The sequence below is a fragment of the Peribacillus sp. SIMBA_075 genome, assembly GCF_046534585.1.
Genome location: NZ_JAWRYN010001562.1, coordinates 1 through 237, shown reverse-complemented (window position 1 = coordinate 237; position 237 = coordinate 1). Strand labels below are relative to the sequence as shown.

At 37.1% G+C, this 237-nt stretch carries 1 pseudogene; it reads right to left on the bottom strand.

The window, feature by feature from the left end:
- Positions 1-237: pseudogene (locus SB775_RS33670) on the bottom strand (XRE family transcriptional regulator); the annotation flags it as partial.

The window sequence follows — 237 nt, the reverse complement described above, 5'->3', positions numbered from 1 at the left end:
CTTCTTTCATTGAAATACCATATTGATCACATAGGACCGCTACGAGGCTCATCATTGAACCTGTAGCATCCAAGATCTCATGCATTACCTTTTTCAAATCCTCTTTCTCACTTTCGGACCAAGTTTGTGAAGCTTTAAACCAACATACTGTATCGAGTTGTTCCAAAGCTTTATTTGTCTCTTGATATACCATGTATCTCATACTTGTAGGATGATGATCTATTTGCTCTCCATTAA